Annotated in this window: 18 protein-coding genes; 5 read left to right on the plus strand and 13 right to left on the minus strand. The window is 71.7% G+C overall.

The features are described from left to right. Window positions 1–1,041 precede the first annotated feature (1,041 nt). The 6 genes from FS769_RS05080 to FS769_RS05105 form a co-directional block, all read right to left on the minus strand. Window positions 1,042–4,203 carry an efflux RND transporter permease subunit gene (locus FS769_RS05080; RefSeq protein WP_144830196.1) on the minus strand — a complete coding sequence of 1,054 codons (3,162 nt, stop codon included), beginning with the start codon at window positions 4,201–4,203 and terminating at the stop codon, window positions 1,042–1,044. An 80-nt stretch (window positions 4,204–4,283) separates the two neighbouring features. Continuing rightward, window positions 4,284–4,649 (minus strand): fluoride efflux transporter CrcB, encoded by a 366-nt coding sequence (crcB, locus tag FS769_RS05085; protein ID WP_144830199.1) that lies wholly within the window; start codon window positions 4,647–4,649, stop codon window positions 4,284–4,286. A 31-nt stretch (window positions 4,650–4,680) separates the two neighbouring features. Further along, complete coding sequence (locus tag FS769_RS05090; protein WP_144830202.1) at window positions 4,681–4,905, minus strand: hypothetical protein; 225 nt, start codon at window positions 4,903–4,905, stop codon at window positions 4,681–4,683. A 61-nt stretch (window positions 4,906–4,966) separates the two neighbouring features. After that, on the minus strand, window positions 4,967–5,845 hold the full coding sequence (locus FS769_RS05095) for an alpha/beta hydrolase (protein ID WP_260979718.1): 879 nt from the start codon (window positions 5,843–5,845) through the stop codon (window positions 4,967–4,969). A 15-nt stretch (window positions 5,846–5,860) separates the two neighbouring features. Continuing rightward, window positions 5,861–6,304 (minus strand): hypothetical protein, encoded by a 444-nt coding sequence (locus FS769_RS05100; protein ID WP_144830208.1) that lies wholly within the window; start codon window positions 6,302–6,304, stop codon window positions 5,861–5,863. Further along, window positions 6,301–7,722, minus strand: a complete 1,422-nt coding sequence (locus FS769_RS05105) for a flavin monoamine oxidase family protein (RefSeq protein ID WP_144830212.1) — start codon at window positions 7,720–7,722, stop codon at window positions 6,301–6,303. The genes FS769_RS05100 and FS769_RS05105 overlap by 4 nt, the downstream gene beginning before the upstream one ends. Before the next feature lie 56 nt (window positions 7,723–7,778). Between FS769_RS05105 and FS769_RS05110 the strand changes: the two genes are divergently transcribed. From FS769_RS05110 to FS769_RS05120, 3 genes are all read left to right on the plus strand, one after another. Beyond that, on the plus strand, window positions 7,779–8,414 hold the full coding sequence (locus FS769_RS05110; RefSeq protein WP_154096835.1) for a TetR/AcrR family transcriptional regulator: 636 nt from the start codon (window positions 7,779–7,781) through the stop codon (window positions 8,412–8,414). Between the two features lie 143 nt (window positions 8,415–8,557). Then, on the plus strand, window positions 8,558–9,628 hold the full coding sequence (locus FS769_RS05115; RefSeq protein ID WP_144830215.1) for an alpha/beta hydrolase: 1,071 nt from the start codon (window positions 8,558–8,560) through the stop codon (window positions 9,626–9,628). A gap of 17 nt (window positions 9,629–9,645) precedes the next feature. After that, complete coding sequence (locus FS769_RS05120) at window positions 9,646–10,902, plus strand: MFS transporter (protein WP_260979697.1); 1,257 nt, start codon at window positions 9,646–9,648, stop codon at window positions 10,900–10,902. 45 nt (window positions 10,903–10,947) lie between these two features. On the opposite strand, the gene FS769_RS05125 is transcribed toward FS769_RS05120, so the two are convergent. The 7 genes from FS769_RS05125 to FS769_RS05155 form a co-directional block, all read right to left on the minus strand. Beyond that, complete coding sequence (locus tag FS769_RS05125) at window positions 10,948–12,405, minus strand: aldehyde dehydrogenase family protein (RefSeq protein ID WP_186325426.1); 1,458 nt, start codon at window positions 12,403–12,405, stop codon at window positions 10,948–10,950. Between the two features lie 10 nt (window positions 12,406–12,415). Beyond that, window positions 12,416–13,072 carry a class II aldolase/adducin family protein gene (locus tag FS769_RS05130; protein ID WP_144830221.1) on the minus strand — a complete coding sequence of 219 codons (657 nt, stop codon included), beginning with the start codon at window positions 13,070–13,072 and terminating at the stop codon, window positions 12,416–12,418. Further along, the gene (locus FS769_RS05135) at window positions 13,069–13,998 is read right to left on the minus strand and encodes a carbohydrate kinase family protein (protein WP_144830224.1); all 930 of its coding nucleotides are present in this window, start codon (window positions 13,996–13,998) and stop codon (window positions 13,069–13,071) included. The genes FS769_RS05130 and FS769_RS05135 overlap by 4 nt, the downstream gene beginning before the upstream one ends. Window positions 13,999–14,089: 91 nt before the next feature. Next, window positions 14,090–14,455, minus strand: a complete 366-nt coding sequence (locus FS769_RS05140; RefSeq protein WP_144831935.1) for a CrcB family protein — start codon at window positions 14,453–14,455, stop codon at window positions 14,090–14,092. A gap of 15 nt (window positions 14,456–14,470) precedes the next feature. Further along, the gene (locus tag FS769_RS05145) at window positions 14,471–15,454 is read right to left on the minus strand and encodes a hypothetical protein (protein WP_144830226.1); all 984 of its coding nucleotides are present in this window, start codon (window positions 15,452–15,454) and stop codon (window positions 14,471–14,473) included. 71 nt (window positions 15,455–15,525) lie between these two features. Further along, the gene (locus FS769_RS05150; protein WP_144830229.1) at window positions 15,526–16,491 is read right to left on the minus strand and encodes a DNA topoisomerase IB; all 966 of its coding nucleotides are present in this window, start codon (window positions 16,489–16,491) and stop codon (window positions 15,526–15,528) included. Between the two features lie 3 nt (window positions 16,492–16,494). Then, window positions 16,495–16,764, minus strand: a complete 270-nt coding sequence (locus FS769_RS05155) for a Rho termination factor N-terminal domain-containing protein (RefSeq protein WP_144830232.1) — start codon at window positions 16,762–16,764, stop codon at window positions 16,495–16,497. Window positions 16,765–16,957: 193 nt separating this feature from the next. Between FS769_RS05155 and FS769_RS16775 the strand changes: the two genes are divergently transcribed. Both FS769_RS16775 and FS769_RS16955 read left to right on the plus strand, forming a co-directional pair. Next, window positions 16,958–17,122 carry a hypothetical protein gene (locus tag FS769_RS16775; protein ID WP_186325427.1) on the plus strand — a complete coding sequence of 55 codons (165 nt, stop codon included), beginning with the start codon at window positions 16,958–16,960 and terminating at the stop codon, window positions 17,120–17,122. A gap of 162 nt (window positions 17,123–17,284) precedes the next feature. Next, window positions 17,285–17,535 (plus strand): hypothetical protein (locus FS769_RS16955; RefSeq protein ID WP_222123897.1); only part of this gene is annotated, 251 nt, incomplete at its 3' end.

Consider the following 17,535-nt stretch of genomic DNA (forward strand, 5'->3'; position numbering starts at 1 on the left):
GACTCGCGGCGTTGTCCTCGCTTCACGTCGGCGCTGCCGCACTGACCACGCTGGTCGGCGGCCTGCTGCTCGCGATCGCGACCACGAGCGACCCGCTGTGGTGGCAGCTGCACTTCAGCCAGCTCGGCATCTTCGGCGATCTTTCCAGCGCATTCTTCAACACCACGCTCAAGGTCAGCGGAATGATCGTGGTGGTCTTCGCCTTCTGCGTGCGTCGTGACATCGCGCGTCTTGGTCGCGGTCCCGTGCGCCGCGGTGCGGCAACCGTTGCTTTCCTCTGCCTCAACTGCGTCGGTGTGAATCTCGCCCTGGTCGGCTGCATTCCCCTCAACACCGACAAAGACCTGCACGACAAGGTCGCCGGCTCCATGGTGCTCGGCTTCCTTGTGCTGCTGCTCAGCGCTCCGCTGATGCTCAACCGCCTCGGCAAGCGCATGGCGATCGGCACGGGCATCGCACTCGTGTGGCTGATCGCCTCGATCTCGCTGTTCGTGTCGGCCACGATCAACCTCGCCCTCTTCGAGACGATCTCGTGCGCGGCGATGTTCGCGTGGTCGGGCATGTTCACGCAGATCCTCGCGAGTGCGTCCGCCAAGACCACGCGCGATGTCGTGGAGGAAGTGGCGGATGCCGCGGCCCCCGCCGTCGCCCACGTCGCCCCGCGCCGCCGGAGCCGCTCGGTGGTCGCCGCGCGCTCGCGCGCCTCGCTGCGCCCGCTCGGCGCCGCCCGCGCACTCCCCCGCCCGGCGCAGACGCGTCGCATTGTGATGACGCCCCTGTCCGCCTCGCCCCTCGAGCGCTTCCTGACGGTGCTCGCGCGCACCGAGCGCTCGCTGTCGACGAGCGACCGCACCGGAGTCGTGGCATCCGGAACCGTCCTCACCTCGGCGATCACCCGCACCGCGCCGCGCCGCGGTGTCGACGGTCGCCCGTCGACTCACGTCGCCGCGCGGCACCTCACGGCCAACGCGGGTGAGGCTTCCACGGCCGCGCGGACGCACGTCGCCGCTCGGGGCCCCGCCGCCTCTCGCTCGCTCGCGATCAGTGCTTCTCGCGCAGCTCGCGTCGGCTCAACGGGTGGTCGTCGTGGGCCGTCGGCGCACTCTGCACGGACTCTCGCTCCGCGCGGCGCTGACGGCGGCGCTCGCTCGCTCCTTCGATGAGGTTGTAGAGCGTCGGCAGCACCAGCAGCGTCAGGAACGTCGACGACACGAGTCCGCCGATCACCACGACCGCGAGCGGCTGCGAGATGAACCCGCCGTGGCCGGTGATGCCGAGCGCCATCGGCACGAGCGCGAAGATCGCCGCGAGAGCCGTCATGAGGATCGGCCGCAGACGTCGCGCTCCGCCGACGATCGTGGCCTCGAACACGCTGAGACCCCGCGCCCGGTACTGGTTGACGAGGTCGATCAGCACGATGGCGTTGGTCACGACGATGCCGACGAGCATCAGCGCGCCGATCATTCCCGCGACCCCGAGCGGCACGCCCGTGATCAGGAGCATGAGGATCGCTCCGGTCGCCGCGAACGGCACCGACACGAGCAGCTCGAGCGGCTGGCGCAGCGACTTGAAGGTCGCCACCATCACGACGTAGACGATGAGGATCGCCGCGAGAAGGGCGAGGCCGAGCTGGCCGAAGGCATCCTGCTGGCTGGTGACCACACCACCCACCTCGGCCGTAGCGCCCTCGGGCAGCTGCACGTCGGCGAGCGCGTCGCGCACGGTCGCCGAGGAGCTGCCGAGGTCGTCGGACGTCGGCGTCACGGTGATCGTCGCGGTGCGAAGGCCGCGCGCGGTCGTGATGGAGGGCGCCGTCTGGCTCTCTTCGACGGTCGCGATCTGGTCGAGGCGCACCGCTCCGCTCGCGCTCGGGATCTCGAGAGCGCGCAGGTCGTCGATCGTCTGCGGAGGATTCGCGGTGGCGAGGTACACGGTCACTCCGCGGCCGTCGAGCTCGACGGTGCCCGCCTGACGGGGCTGCTGCGCCCCGGAGACGAGGGCGCCGACCGTGCGCTCCGACAGACCGCGTTCCGCGGCCGCGGCGCGGTCGACACGCACCGACACGAAGGGCAGCGAGGCCGACAGGCTGCTGGTGACCTGGCCCACGCCCTCGCGACCCTGCAGCTGCGACACGACGGCATCGCTGGCCTGCTGCAGCGACGAGCCGTCGGCGGCGGTCACGTCGACGGTGATGTCGGTGGAGCCGAAGCCGCCTCCGGATGCCGCGACCTCGATCTCTCCGGCGTCGGTGAGCTGTTCGAGCTCGGTGCGCACGCGCTCGCGGAGCTCGACCTGGTCGGCTCCGGACTCGGAGGTGATCGAGTACGTGATGCCCGAGCCGCCGCCCGAGAAGGCGTCGCGCAGCGCCGAGCCGCTCGAGCCGATCGAGGTCTGCACGGTCTGCACGCCCGGGGTGTCGAGCAGCACGGCCTCGACCTTCTGGGCCGCGGCGTCTTCGGCGTCGAGGCTGGGTGCCGGGCCGATCTTCTGCGTGACGGTGAAGGTGTTCTGACCCGAATCGCCGAGGAAATCGGTCTTGAGCAGGGGGAACGTGGCGAGGGTGCCGCCGAGGATGAGCACCGCCACCCCGAGGGTGACCGCCGAGTGCTTCAGCGTCCACGTGAGGATCGGGACGTAGGCCTTCTGCAGCCGCGACGGCGGGGCGTCGGCGGCCTCGGGATCGACCGGGTCGCCGTTGTCGTCGCGGATGACCTTGCCGGGCTTCAGGAACCACGACGCCAGCACGGGCACGATCGTCAGCGAGACGAGCAGCGAGGCGGCCATCGCGATGGTCACGGTGAGCGAGAACGGGCGGAACAGCTCTCCGGTGACGTCGCCGACGAAGGCGATCGGCAGGAACACCGCGACGGAGGTGATGGTGGATGCCGTGATGGCCGCGGCCACCTCGCGCACCGCGCGCACGATGGTGGGGATCTTGTCGGCGTCGCCGACGTAGTGGCGCTTGATGTTCTCGATCACCACGATCGAGTCGTCGACGACGCGGCCGATCGCGATGGTCAGAGCTCCGAGGGTCAGGATGTTCAGCGAGTAGCCGAACGCCTGGAGGCCGACGAAGGTGATCAGCACGCTCGTGGGGATCGAGATGGCGGTGACGAGCGTCGAACGCACCGACATGAGGAACACGAGGATCACCACGACCGCGAAGACGAGGCCGAGAAGACCCTCTTGCGCGAGGGCCTCGATGGACTGCTCGACGAAGGGCGCCTGGTCGAAGACGACGGTGAACGTCGCCCCCTCACCCAGCTGTGATTCGAGCGCGGGCAGCGCCGCGAGCACTCCGCGCGAGACGTCGACGGTGTTGGCCGCGGGCAGCTTCGTCACCGCGATGGTCAGCGCCGGCTTGCCGTCGACGCGCGACAGCGTCGTCACCGGGTCGGTCTGCAGGGCGACGTCGGCCACGTCGGCGATCGTGGTCTGGCCGGCCGCGATCTGCGCGGCGTCGGTCGGAACGAGGGGCAGAGCCGAGATCTCGTCGACGCTGGTGAGCTTCGAGCCCGTCTGCACGGTGAGGGTCTGGTCGTTCTCGGTGAGCGAGCCGCCCGGGAAGAGCACGCCGTTCGCGTCGAGCGCGTCGGTGATGGCCTGCTGACTGAACCCGCGTTCGCTCAGGCGGGTGGCATCCGGAGTGATCGTCACCCGCTCGCCGGTGCCGCCGACGATCTGCGCGCCGTTGACGCCCGCGACGTCTTCGAGGTCGGGAACCACGCTCGTCTGGAGGGTCGCCTGCGTCGCCTGCGCGTCGGTGAAGCCCGTCACGGCGAGCTGGATGACGGGGAAGTCGTCGATGCTCGCCGACGCCACCGTCGTGTCGGCGGAGTCGGGCAGCTGGTCGTTGATGCGGGCGATCGCGGCGAGGATCTTCTGCTGCGCGGCCGCCAGGTCGGTGCCGTAGGTGAACGACGCCGACACGATCGACGAGTTCGTGGTGCTGGTGGCGGTGGTGGACTCGAGCCCCTCCACACCGCGGATCGCGTTCTCGATCGGCGTCGACACGTCTGTCTCGACGACCTCGGGCGACGCACCCGGGTAGGTCGTGACGACGGCGAGCTGCGGGAACTCGATCGAGGGGATGAGCTCTTGCTTGAGGCTGGTCAACGCGAGACCGCCGAAGATCGCGGCGACGATCGTGACGAGGGCGATGAGGGCGCGGTTCTTCAGGCTGAGAACGGCCAGGTACGACACGTAGGACCCTCCGGGATCACATTCGATACAGGTGTGTATCGAACCTCAGTATCCCATGGGGTTTCCGAGGGCGGTCCGCTCTAGAACAGCGAGCCCACCGTCAATCCGAGCGCGGCGGCGAGCACCGATCCCACGAATGAGACGACGGCGTACGACAACGAGGCGCGCGTGCGCCCTTCCTCGGCCAGGAGCGCGGTCGTCACGGCCACCGCACTGAAGGTGGTGTACCCGCCGAGCAGGCCGGTCCCCAGGATCCAGCGCCACGTCTCGTCGGCGGGAAGGGCGCTCAGGATGCCGAGGACCAGGGCTCCCGTGAGGTTCACCACGAGGATCCCCCAGGGGAACCCCTCACCCGTTCGCCGGCGGATGAGCACGTCGAGGACGTAGCGCAGGGCCGCCCCGATGCCACCGGCGACGGCGACGGCGAGGAAGAGGAGGGGTGTCACGCCGCCAATCTACGCGGTCGCCGTGGCCCGGTCAGGCTTCGAGGGCCTCCACCCGCCGCCGCAGCTCGGCCGCCTTGTCGGCCCCGATCTGCGCTTCGGCGAGCTTGAGGGCGGCGCTCGCGGTGAGGGTGCGCGCCACGAGGTAGGTCGGGCTGGCCTTGAGGTCGGGGATGACGTCGAGGATGATGCCCTCGGCATCCGGATCGGTCATCAGCTTGCCGAGCTTGATCTTGGCGAGGTCGTATCGAGCAGCCATTTTTCCTCCGTGGGTGGGCGCGTCGTCGCACCCCTCGGCAGATTGTTGCACATATGTACCGTTATGTCATCGCCGGCTGTGTCGCGTGGGCCAGAGCACCCACCTCGGCGAACGCGGAGCGTGATTCGGGCGTCCAGAACGCCCCGACGTAGACGTGGAACCCGGCCGGCGCCGTGATCAGGCGCACCGGCGCTCCGACGGCATCCGCCCGCCGAGTGAACGCCACCGCGTCGTCGAAGAAGATGTCACGGCCGCCCTGGAACAACAGAGTCGGGGGCAGACCGGTCGGATCCATGCGCGCGGGATCGATCGCCGGGTCGTCCAGCCCCCGTTCGCCCGCCCAGGCAGCCACTCCCGCGCGGAGTCCGGGCACCCGCAACGAGGGATCGCGACGCGCCCGCCGGGCGATCGCGGGGTTCTCGAGGCCCAGGTCGAGCCAGGGCGAGAACAGCACGAGGGCGTCGGGGCGACGAGAGGCGCGCAGGGCCAGACCGACGGCGAGAGCGCCGCCCGCCGAGTCTCCGGCCACCCAGAGCCTCGAGGCCCGCGCCGCGAGGCGCTCGTACTGCGCATCGATCACGGCCAGGGTGTGGTCTGCGCCGCGCTCGGGCGCCAGCGGATAGCAGACCACCGTGATCGCCGCCCCCGTCGCCCGGGCGAGACGCTCGACGATCCACCAGTGCTCGGCCACGAGCGGGTTCACGAGTCCCCCACCGGGCAGGTACATCAGCTCGAGCCCCGGAGTGCGCGCCGCCGGCTCGTAGCGGTAGACCGGCAGGTCGCCCTCGCGCGAGACGACCACACGACCCGACCGGCGAAGGCGCGCGGGCGGCTCCGCGGGGCGCCGATCGGGGTCGAGGGTGTCGAGGTAATCGTCGCGTGCGAGCGCCCGCCGGATCGACCGCGCACTCACCCACATGGCCCCCGCCGTGAGCGTCATCGACACCGACACGCGCTAGCCCTCGCGCGCGTCGGCGGCCATGTCGGCGAGCGCGTTCGTCGTCACCAGGCGCACCACCGCCGGCAGACCCGCGGCGATCTTGCGCCCGACCAGCGGACCGAACACCCCGGCGAGGGGACCCGAGATCTCCACGGCGTGCGTCACCGACAGGCCGTTCGGCGTCTGGCGCATGCGGTGCGGGAACGACAGCACCGCCCCGGGCAGACCGATGCGGAAGTTCATCGCGACACCCGGCTGCAGCTCGGTGAAGGTGAAGCGCTGCGCGGGAGTGCCGTGGTTGAGCACGCGACCGGTCGAGCCCACGCGCGGCGGCACCGCGAAGACGGCCTCGCGCAGGTCGGGGTCGTCGACGGCCCAGTCGGCCGGGGTCGTCCACCTCTTCCACACCGCCTCGGCGGAGGCGGTCGTCAGGTGCGTGTATTCGCGGCGCCAGGTCATCGCAGGGCTCCCGTCTGTTCGTCGTCGGTCCAGGGGTCGGAGAGCAGGGCGCGGGCCTGCAGCGCGGCGCGCTCCCCCGCGCGCACCGCGCCGTCCATGAAGCCGGTCCACCGGCTCGCGGTCTCGGTGCCCGCCCACAGCACGCGGCCGACCGGGGTGGCGAGGGCGGACGCGTAGGGCACGACCGCTCCCGGCCCGGGGGCGGCGGTGGGGCCGCCGGCGACCCACGGCTCGGCACCCCAGCGCTGATCGATGTAGCCCGTGGCATCCAGCGCCCTCGGTCCGAACAGGTCGGCGAACGACGACAGGGCGCGGGCACGGCGTTCGGCGAGGGGCAGGTCGTCCCACTCACGGGCGTAGACACCCCCGATGAAGCCGAGCAGAACGCCGGGAGCGTCGGGGCCGGCGGGACCGGCGTCGAAGGTGATGAAGGCGGGGCCGGTGTCGGACACCCCCTGACCCGACAGGTCGTGGTCGCGCCAGAACGGACGGTCGTACACCGCGTAGGCCTTCGACAGCACTCCCGCGGGCCAGCGCTGCGACATCTGCGTCTGCACGGGCGGCAGCGCGGGCGAGAACTCGATGCGCGTGCGCAGCGACGGCGGCACGGCGACGATCACCGTCCGCGCACGGACCGTCTCGCGATCGGTCGACACCCGCACCTCGCCACCCTCCGCCTCGACGCGACGCACGGGAGAGTCGAGGCGCAGCGCGTCGCCGAGACCCGCGGCGAGACGCACGGCGATCTCGTGCGAGCCCTCGACGAAGTGCTCCTCCTGCGCGCCGCCGGCGGTGTCGAGCATCGCCGACAGCCCACCCGCCTGGTGGATGTAGTGCAGGGCGTGCAGGAACGAGATCTCGTCGGGCTCGCAGCCCCACGTCGTGCGCCCGGCGATCGTGATGAGGTCGCGAGCGGCGGCGGAGGCGTGCGAGCGGCGCAGCCACGAACCGAGGCTCTCGGCGTCCCACTGCGCGGCCTGCGGCGCGGACGCGGGGTCGCCGCAGGGCACCGACCGGGCGAGGCGGTCGAGCGTCAGCTGCACGCGCCCGACGTCGAGAAGGCTCGCCCCCACCGGCGGCACGGTGCCGCGGTAGCGGCGATGCTGACCGCGCCAGCGGATGACGTTCTGCCCCGCCGTGTACGTCGGGAAGCGCGAGACCCCCACCTCGTCGGCGAGGGCGACGATGCGACCCTGCCCGGGACCGACGAAGGTGCCCCCGAGGTCGACGTGCACGCCGCCCACCCGCGCCGACGCCACGCGCCCGCCGACGCGCGACGCGGCCTCGAACACGGCGACGCGCGCCCCGAACTGACGCAGGCGATGAGCGGCGGTCAGACCCGACAGGCCCGCGCCGATCACGACGACATCGACGTCGGCAGCGGCCGACTCGTCCACGGCTCTCGAGGGTGCGGTCATAGGCTTGCTCCGTTTCTGGTGCGACACCGACCGGTGCGGCCGGCGAGGAGGACAACGTGAGCGAGACGACGAGCCGATCGATGCGGGCCCGCGGCCGCGCGCGTCGCGAGCTGCTGCTGGACGCCACGATCGCGATCATCGCCGAGGGGGGCATCGCCGCCGTCACGCACAGGGCGGTGGCCGCCGCAGCCGGAGTGCCGCACTCGTCGACGACCTACTTCTTCGCCTCGCTCGACGACATGATCGGCGAGGCCGTCGCGCACGCCATGGCCGCCGAGCTCGAGCGACTCGAGCAGTTCCGCTCCGTGCTCGTCTCGGGCGCGAACAGTCCGGGGGCGGCGATCGACGAGTTCGTCGAGATCGTGCGCAGCCAGTCGCAGGACCACACGGTCGCGCAGTTCGAGATCTACCTGTTCGCGTCGCGGCATCCGGCGCTGCGCGTGCACGTCGCGCAGATCCTCGACGAGACGCGGGCGCTCGCCGCGGCCGTGCTGCAGACCAACGGCGTGACCGATCCGCACGCCGCCGCTGCGGTCGTCGCGCTGATCGACGGTTTCGCCCTGCATCGCATCGCCCGTTCCGAAGAGGTCCAGTTCCAGTCCCTGGCGCACGCCCTGCGCGCCGCCATCGTGGGGTTCGTGACCCTCGCCGCGACCTCGTCGCTCGGCGAAGGGGATCACTCGCCCGCTTAGTTGGTACAAACGTACAGTTTTCTCCCGCGCACCGCTGCTCGTCGCGAGCGAATTCACATCTTCGTCACACAAAACGGTACGTGTGTGCAATAAAGTGACCCGATAGTCGATCCCGATGCCGTGATCGACAGAAGGGCTCCGCGATGATCCGACCCCGTCCCCAGGACCACCTGCTCCGCTGGGGCGCGCGCGCCCTGGGCTCACTCCCGCGCGCCGCGCTCCGCGTCGCGAACGGCCGCCCCGTCGTGGTCGACGGCCACACCCTGCACCCCGCGGTGCAGGCATCGCTACGCGTGATGAACGACTCCCCCGGGGCGCACTTCGAGCGCCTCCCGCTCGACGAGGCCCGCGCGCACATCGAGCTCGAGGCGTGGACCTTCGCCAGCGGCATCCGCCTGGCCGAGCGCTCCGACATCGAGATCCCGATGCGAGCGGGCACCGTGCCGGGCCGCGTCTACCGCGCGCGCACCGACGTGGCGGCATCCGGAATCATCGTCTACTTCCACGGCGGGGGCTGGGTTCTCGGATCGGTCGACAGCGCGGATGCCACGTGCCGCACGCTCGCGAAGACCTCGGGCCTGACGGTGGTCTCGGTCGGCTACCGCCTGGCGCCCGAGTCACCCTTCCCCGCGGGGCTGCACGACGGCGTCGACGCGTTCCGGTGGGTGCGCGCCAACGCGGCGCGGTTCGGCGGGACCGCCGAGACCGTCGGCGTCGGCGGCGAGAGCGCGGGCGGCAACATGGCGGCGGTCGTGGCGGCGGTGACGCGCGACGATGCCGGCGGCGCCCCCGCCTTCCAGATCCTGTTCTGCCCCGTGACCGACCTGTCTCGGGAACACCGGTCGTACGAGCTGTTCCGCGACGGGTTCTTCCTCACCGCGGCGCAGATGCACTGGTATGCCGCGCACTATCTCAGCGGCGGCGGCCGCGCGGAGGATCCCCTGGTCTCTCCCCTGCGAGCCGCCGACCTCGCAGGCCTCGCTCCCGCCTACGTCGCCGTGTCGGGTTTCGACGTGCTGCGCGACGAGGGGGTCGCGTACGCCGAGCGCCTCGAGGCCGCGGGCGTGCCCACGCGGCTCGTGACGCACACCGACCAGATCCATGGCTTCTTCAACGCGTGCGGAGCGCTGCGCGACGCCCGGGAGGCGGTGGCGGATGCCGGGCGGTGGGCCCTCGACACGCTCTCGGCCGCGCCGACGGGCGGCCGCCGGTGATCCCCGACGCTCCGCTCGTGACGCCCACGGCCTACGCCGAACCGACGCGCCCCGTGCGGGCGGGGTGGATCGCGGCGTTCGCCGGCGTCTGGCTCGGGCTGTGGATGGCCCAGCTCGTGCCGGTGCAGGTGCTGCTGCCCCTGCAGATCGCGGCCCAGCACGCGTCGGACGACTGGCTGGTCTCGCTGGTCGCCTACGGCCTGGTCAGCGCGGTCGCGGGGACCTTCGTGGTGGTCGCGTATCCGATCGTCGGTGCGCTGAGCGATCGTACGCGCTCCCGCTTCGGCCGGCGACGACCCTGGATCTTCGGCGGGGTCGTGGTCGCGTCGGTCGGACTCACCCTCCTCGGCATCCAGACCGAGACGCTCGGCACCGTCGTCATGTGGACCGCGGTGATGCTCGGCTTCTGCATGGCCTCGGCCGCCCTCACCGCGGTGATGGCCGACAGCGTGCCGGCCGGTCAGCGCGGACTCGTCTCGGGCTGGATCTCGGCCCCGAACGCTCTCGGCATCCTGCTCGGGATCGTGCTGGTGACCGCGGTTTTCACCACCACCACCTCGGGCTACCTCGCCCTGGCCGCGTGCAATCTCGCCCTCGCGGTGCCGTTCCTGCTCGTGCTGCGCGACGTGCCGCTGACCGACGCCGAGGCGGCGCTGCTCGGCCCCCTCACCGCCCGCACGGTCCTCTCCTCGATCTGGGTCGACCCCCGGCGTCACCCCGACTTCGCGTGGACGGTCGCGAGCCGCGTGCTCATCAACCTCGGCAACGCCATCGCCACGACGATGCTGCTGTACTTCTTCACCTTCGCGCTGCGCGTGGCCGACCCGACCGGCTTCCTCGTCTTCACGACGGTGATCTACATGGTCGTCACGATCGTGGCATCCGTCGCCCTCGGCAAGCTCAGCGACGTCGTGCAGCGCCGACGCGTGTTCGTGCTCGCCTCGGGGGTGGCGCAGGCCGTCTCGGCTCTGCTGCTGGCCGTCGCCCCGGCCGAATCGACCGCCGTGATCGGCGCCGTGCTGCTCGGCCTCGGTCAGGGATGCTTCTTCGCGGTCGATCAGGCCCTCGCGACGCAGGTGCTCCCCTCGGCCGAGACGCGCGGCAAAGACGTCGGGATCATGAACATCGCCCTCGCCGGTCCGCAGGCCTTCGGTCCGCTGCTCGGGGCCGGGGCGGTCGTGCTCTTCGGCGGGTTCGCGGGCCTCTTCCTCGCCAGCGGCCTGGCGGGTCTGCTGGGCTCGGTCATCATCATGCGGGTGCGCTCGGTGCGGTGATCGTCGACGGATGCCGGGAGCCCGCGACATCCGCACCTTCGGGGTTCAGCCGTAGAGCGCCCGGATGATCCGCTCCACGATGTGGTCGACCGTGGCGGTGCGGCGCATGGTCGTGAGCGTCAGCAGCGGGAACCGCTGACGCGTCAGCGCCTTCGGGTACGCGAACTCGCGGAGGCCGTCCGCCCCGTGGATGCGCCCGAAGCCCGAATCGCCCACGCCGCCGAACGGCAGGGCGGGGATCGCGGCGAACGAGATGACCGAGTTGATCGCGATCATTCCGCCGCGCAGGCGCAGCGCGAGCTCGCGGCCGCGACGCTTCGAGAACACCGCGCCCGAGAGCCCGTACCGCACGGCGTTGGCCTTCTCGATGGCTTCGTCCATGGATGCCACGCGGTTGACGACCAGGGTGGGGCCGAAGGTCTCGTCCCGCACGGCCGATGACCGCTCGTCGACGTCGGTGAGCAGCACCGGCTGCACGGTCGTGCCCGCGCCCGGGACGGAGCCCACGCGCGGCGTCGCGCCCCGCGCGAGCGCGTCGGCGACGTGCGCACGCACGACGTCGGCCTGGCGCGGCATGGTGAGCGGACCGAGCGTGGCGTCGTCGCCGGTTCCGGCGCGCAGTTCGCGCGTGCGCTCGGCGACGGCCTCGACGAACCGGTCGTACACCTTCGCGTGGGCGTAGACGCGCTCGATGCCGATGCAGGTCTGCCCCGCGTTCGAGTACGCACCCCACACGGCCGCTTCGGCCGCCGCCGCGAGATCGGCGTCTTCATCGACGAGGAGGGCGTCTTTGCCGCCGGCCTCGATGACGACCGGGGTCAGGGTCTCCGCGCACGCGGCCATGACGGCCTTGCCCGTCGCGGTGGATCCGGTGAAGGCCACCTTGTCGACGCCTGCTCGGCACAGGGCGGCGCCGGTGGGCCCGAACCCGGTCACCACCGCGAACACGTCGGCCGCCCCGCCGGCGCGCACGAACGCCCGCTGCAGCCAGGCGCCGACGCCGGGGGTGTACTCGCTCGGCTTGAACACGACGGCATTCCCCGCGGCGAGCGCATACGCGAGGGAGCCCATGGGCGTGAAGACCGGGTAGTTCCACGGCCCGATCACCCCCACGACGCCGTAGGGCACGTATCCCACGCTCGCGTGCTGGTTGAGCATGAGCACGCCCGATCCGACCCGCCGTCGGCGCAGGATGCGCGGGGCGTGCGTGGCCGCCCACGCGAGGTGGTCGAGCGCGAGCATGATCTCGAGGCGCGCGTCGCCCCGAGGCTTGCCCGTCTCGGCGCGTACGAGCGAGATGAGGTCGTCGAGGTGCGCCACGATGTCGCGGCGCCAGGCCCGCAGCACGCGGCGCCGCCCGGCGAAGCCGAGGGCCCGCCACGACGCCGCCGCGCGGCGGGCACGCTCGACCGCCGCGTCGACGTCGTCCGGGCTGTGCACCGGGAACGTGTCGACGACGCTGCCGTCGAGCGGGCTCGTCGACGAGAAGGTCGTGGCGGTCATGGCATCCATCTCACACCTCGTGCTTCTGTCCGTACCCCGTCGCCACGGCCGCCGCGATCACCGCGGCCTGCTGGTCGGGGCTGAGCTCGGCCGGGTCGCCGGCCGCGCGGGCGCGGAGGTAGATGTCGCACGCCCATTCGAGCACCGCGGTGTTCGCCACCGCGTCGGCGAGGTCGCCTCCGGTGGTCACGGCCCCGTGGTGGGCGAGGATCGCGGCGTTGGCCACGGCGAGGGCGGCACCGGTGTCGGCGGCGAGCTCGGCCGAGCCGAACACCGAGAACGGCACGACCTCGATCTCGCCGCCCAGGGCGATCTGCTGGTAGTGCACGCACGGCAGGCGGTCGGACACCAGCGACACCGCCACCGCCGCCGGCGCGTGGGTGTGCACGACGGCCCCCACGGCGTCGTCGGTGTAGGCCGCCCGATGCAGATCGAGTTCGGAGCTGGGGGCGAGCGCGCCCGTCACCACGCGCCGGTCGGCGTCGACGACCACCACGTCGTCGGCGACGGCCTCGGCGAACACGACCCCGGTCGCGGTGATGGCGATGCCGCCCTCGACCCGCACGCTCACGTTGCCCGCGGTGCCCTTGACGAGCCCCTGTGCGGCGAGAGAGCGGCACGCGGTCGCCACGGCCTCGCGCACATCCCCCTCGGTCGCGGCCGTCATCGCGCCGCCGCCGAGAGGAGGGCGTCGATGGATGCCGCGTCGTACACGCCGTGGTCGGTGCCCACTCCCGCGACCACCTGCGACGCCGTGGCCGAACCGAAGCGCGCGGCGTCGCGAGAGGACTGCCCGCGGAGCTTGGCGTACACGAAGCCCGCCGAGAAGGCGTCGCCGCCGCCGCTGGTGTCGACCGGCTCGGCGGGGACGATCGGGACGAACGCGACGGCATCCTCCTCGACCACCACGACGTCGCCGCCCCCGTCGGTCACCGCGACGACGCGGGCTCCGGCCGCGTGCAGGGCGCGGGCGGCGGCGACCAGGTCGGCGGCGCCGGTCCACCCCATCGCCTGTTCGGAGTTGGGCAGCACGTAGTCGGTGTGCGGCAGCAGCGGCTCGATGAGGGCGTAGAAGGCCGGTTCGCCGCCGATGAGGAAGTCGAGCGAGGTGGTCGCTCCGTGGGCGTGGGCGTACTCGAGGATCTCGACGACGTTCTCGGGCCCGAGCAGCTCCGGAGCGCCGACGTGCACGTGCGCGGCGGCGGCGAGCGCCTCCCAGGGCACGACGTCGGCCGCGAGCGCGTTCGCCCCGACCACGTGCAGGGCGGGTCGCGATCCATCGGAGCGGATGGGCAGCACGGATGCCGAGGTGGGCAGCTCACCCGTGATGAGGTGGGTCACATCGACGCCCGCGTCGCGCAGCAGACCGACGAGCACGCGTCCGGCGACGTCCTCTCCCACGGCGCCGCTCGTGACGACTCGCGCGCCGAGCTTGGTCAGCACGAGCGCGGTGCCCCCGGCGGGCCCGGCGGCCGACATGACGATCTCATCGACGAGCAGCGACCCCTGCCCCTCGGGGATCTCGTCGACGGGTTGCACGATCGTGTCGAGCACGTGGGCGCCGAGCGTGACGATCTGGGGGGCGGCGTTCATCGTCGAACCTCCGGGGTCGGGTCACCGGCGCGGCGAACCCACGTCGGTAAGTGGCACATTTGTACCACTTTCTCGACCGGTTCGACAAGCGTCAGACGCGGGCGCGCCCACCCCGACCGAGCAACACGCCCACCCAGGCCGCCGCGGTCCCCACGATGACCGTCGCCACACCCCACCACAGCAGCCCGAGATCCGCCGACTCGACGGCGAGCGAGCTATAGGTCGTGAAGCCGCCCAGCACTCCCGTACCGACGAACAGCTGCACCCGCTGGGCGCGCGACGACTCCGGCATCCGGGCTCTCCACCCGAACAGGATGCCGATCGCGAACGCCCCCACGACGTTGACGATCGGTACGAGAGCAGGCCCCAGGTCGTCGCCGAACGCGAGCGTCAGCCCCGCGCGCGCGGCAGTGCCGATCGCGCCGCCCACGGCGACGAGGACGACGTCACGCCACATGCTCACCGCGCCACCCTACGCCTGCGGCGGCTGCGGAACCCTCGCCTCGAGCCACGCGACCAGATCCGGGAAGTCGTCGAAGACGCTCATCGTCGTGAACAACGTGCGACCCCGCACATCGGTGCCGCGGAGCCGTCCGCCTGACCGCCACGAGAACGATGCGATCTCGGATGCCGCGACCCTCCGCGACCGGCGGAGTCCCGGGCGCACGAGAAGGTGATCGTCGTAGCCGACGATGCGCGCGCGCCCGGCCGAGAGCGCCCAGAGGAAGATGACCGCACCGAGGCAGCCGAGGGTGCTCAGCCACACGATGACTCCTACGACGGCGAGTGGCCCACCCTGAACGATCTCCGTGACGGCGAGGACGCCCGCTCCCGCGAGGAAGACGACACCCGTACCGCGGGCGATCAGGTGCTGCGAAGGCGCGCGCTCGACGACGAAGAGAGGCCGGTCGATCCCGTCCTCCGGTGGCGGAGCGCTGTCGTCCGCGGCCGAGGGGTGGGGCGCGCCACCGGGTCGGCCCTCGACGTATCGTCGCCGGATCCCGTAAGCCACCGTCGCGAGCACCCCCGCCGCGCCGATGAGCGCGAGCCAGGCGATGCCGGTCACGAACGCCATGGCGACGGCCGCAAACGAATACGCGATGACCGCGAGCACCGCCGTCTCACGCTGCCGACGCTTCTTCCACGTCGCTTTCCAGCCGCGGGGCGCCGTGCTCTTCGACATGGCCCGGGCTGTCGCGAGAACCAGCGGATCCGCGGCCAGTCGAGCGACCTCTTCGTCGGTCCACTCGTCGCGCCGCCACCCGCGCGGCTCAGCGGAGTTCTGCTCGGCGGCGCGCAGAAGGTTTCGGAAGGCGTCGTCCTGACGGAGTCCCCGCCGCAGGACCCCCCGCGAAGCGCCGGTCGGTCGAAACAGCTCCTGGGCACCGGGGACCATACGGTACAGCGCGCGGGCCTCCGGCGTCAGCAGACCGAAGAGACGCGTCGGAGCCTCCATCTGCCCGGCGACCCCGCCCCGGGCCAGGGAAACGCGCGGACTGGTGGGAGTGTCCGGGGTCGGGCCCACTCTCACTCCCCCAGAATCAGTCGCCGGATCGCGGCGTCCTTCGAGCCGCCGAGCTCCATCGTGCGGCCCTTGCGATACAGCGAGAAGACACGCGGGTCGATGTAGCTCGCCCGCGCCACGGCGGGGGTGTTGCCCAGGGCCTCTGCGGTCGCACGGACAGCGGCGACCTCGGCCTTCTTGCGCTCGTTCTTGCCACCGACGGCGCCGACCTTCGCGAGGGACTCCGCCGCGAGGATCGTTCCGCGCAGCGTCCGGAAGTCCTTCGCGCTGAACGGCCCGCCCGTGAGCGAGCGCACGTACCCGTTGACGTCGCCGGGGGTCAGGGGCACGCGCCGCCGACCCCGCTTGAAGGTCAGCAGTGCCGCCCGGGGGCGCCCGAGCGCGAGCTCTTCGACGATGGCGGCGAGCTCCGCGTCGCGCAGAGACAGCTCCGCCCGCTTGCCGCTCTTGGCGGGGAACGACAGACGGATGAGGTCGCCCTCGACGGTCGCATCCCGGCGCTGCAGGGTCGTCAGGCCGCGGCTGCCGTTGGTGACGAAGTAGCGCGCGTTGCCGACGCGCGGCGCCACGAGGTCGAGGAAGCGGAACGACACCGCCAGCACGCGTTCGCGATCGGCCTCGGCCCGTCGGAGCGACTGCGTCACCCGGGAGCGCGCCCGCGGCAACGCCTCGGCCAGTTGCAGGGCGCGGGCGAACTTGCCCTTGTCCTGCCTCTTCGACCAGTCCGCGTGATAGGTGTACTGCCGTCGCCCCGCCTCGTCGGTGCCGACGGCCTGGATGTGCGCGTTCGGCTCCTTCGCGATCCACACCTCGCGCCACGCGGGCGGAATGACCAGACCGCGAGCGCGCTCCGCTTCGCGCTCGGGCACCGAGGCCCCGGTGTGGTCGACGAAGCGGAACCCCGAACCGGAGCGCACGCGCCGATAGCCCGGGTCCTCATAGGGCCGGACGCGGATCAGTCGCGCCATGGATCAGTGCGAGCGGAGCAGGTCGATGAGCTCCGCCTTCTTCTTGCCCGAGTACCCGGAGATGCCGAGTTCTTTCGCGCGCTGCTTCAGCTCGGCGACCGTGCGGTCTTCGTAGTCCTCGGCGTGCCCGCCCTTGGCGCCCACCGTGCCGCGGCCCTGGGCCGCAGCCGCGTTCGAGATGCGCGCGGCCTTCTCCTTCGAGTCGCCCTGCGTGCGCAGCTCCTCGTACAGATCGGGATCTTTCAGGCTGTTGGATCCTCGCCCCTGGGGCATGATCGGCTCCTTCCGACGGATGGCTCGACCGTACGACCGCGCTCGCGCCGCGGTCCGCGGGGTTGACAACAGCCCGGCTATCAGCCGATTTCGAGGGGCGTCAAGCCCGGGGGCGGGCGGCGCCCACAGTGACACGCTGGACAAAACCCACTCGCCAGGTGCCGCCCACGAGGCGGCGAGCAAGGAGCCCCCCATGAACATCTTCCTGATCATCATCATCATCGCCGCGATCGTCATCGCGATCGTCAGCGGCCTCAGCCAGGCGGCCAGCTTCCTGCTGTGGGTCGCCATCATCGTCGGCCTCATCGCGCTGATCGTGCTGCTGTTCCGCCTCATCAGCGGTCGCAAGCCCGTCTGATCGTCGCGCCGGCGCCTCAAGGGCGCCCCACGACCACGCGGGTACCACCCGTTCCGGATGCCGCGTCCTCACCGAGGGCGCGGCATTCGTCGTTTCAGAAGGAGAGGTGGCTGAGCCTGTTGAAGCCACCGGAACCCCGCGGGCCCCCCCCCTCCTGCCGAGGTGGCTGAGCCCGTCGAAGTCACCGGCCGCACAGAGGTGGCTGAGCTTGTCGAAGCCACCGGCCGTACAGAGGTGGCTGAGCTTGTCGAAGCCCCCGGCCGTACAGAGGTGGCTGAGCCTGTCGAAGCCACCGGCCGTACAAGGTGGCTGAGCTTGTCGAAGCCACCGGACCCCGCGCGCCCCGGTCCCTTCGACAGGCTCAGGGACCTCCCTGGCCGTGCCGAGGTCACCGCGCGCGCCGGTCCCTTCGA

Origin of the sequence: Microbacterium sp. BH-3-3-3, assembly GCF_007679045.1 — a bacterium.
GTDB lineage: Bacteria > Actinomycetota > Actinomycetes > Actinomycetales > Microbacteriaceae > Microbacterium > Microbacterium algihabitans.